The following is a 587-nucleotide window of genomic DNA, read 5'->3' as shown; positions in this document are numbered from 1 at the left end:
CTAAACCTCCATGGATAACTTAAGCGTGGCGACGTCCTACTCTCACAAGGGGCAACCCCTCACTACAATCGGCGCTAAGAAGCTTAACTTCTGTGTTCGGCATGGTTACAGGTGTATCCTTCTCGCTATCGCCACCACACTGTGGTGTTATCTTTTATTGAGTAAATTTTGTTCACTCAAAACTGGATTTGAAGTCACATAAGTTTTTTTCCGAGTTCTTTTCTTTTAACCAATTGGTTAAGTCCTCGATCGATTAGTATCAGTCCGCTCCATACATCACTGTACTTCCACTCCTGACCTATCTACCTGATCATCTCTCAGGGATCTTACTTTCTTAAAGAAATGGGAAATCTCATCTTGAGGTGGGCTTCACACTTAGATGCTTTCAGCGTTTATCCCTTCCCTACATAGCTACCCAGCAATGCCCTTGGCAGAACAACTGGTACACCAGCGGTAAGTCCATCCCGGTCCTCTCGTACTAAGGACAGCTCCTCTCAAATTTCCAACGCCCGCGACGGATAGGGACCGAACTGTCTCACGACGTTCTAAACCCAGCTCGCGTACCACTTTAAATGGCGAACAGCCAT

2 rRNA genes are annotated in these 587 nt (G+C 46.3%); both read right to left on the bottom strand.

From position 1 onward, the window contains the following. Nucleotides 1-23: 23 nt before the first annotated feature. Nucleotides 24-139, bottom strand: a 5S ribosomal RNA gene (gene rrf / locus ACFFUV_RS24000). Between the two features lie 94 nt (nucleotides 140-233). Continuing rightward, a 23S ribosomal RNA gene (locus ACFFUV_RS23995) occupies nucleotides 234-587 on the bottom strand; the annotation flags it as partial.

The organism is Vibrio olivae, assembly GCF_042428525.1.
Classification (GTDB): Bacteria; Pseudomonadota; Gammaproteobacteria; order Enterobacterales; family Vibrionaceae; genus Vibrio; species Vibrio olivae.
Note: the sequence above shows the minus strand (reverse complement) of the source record. Positions and strands in the feature narration are given on the sequence as shown.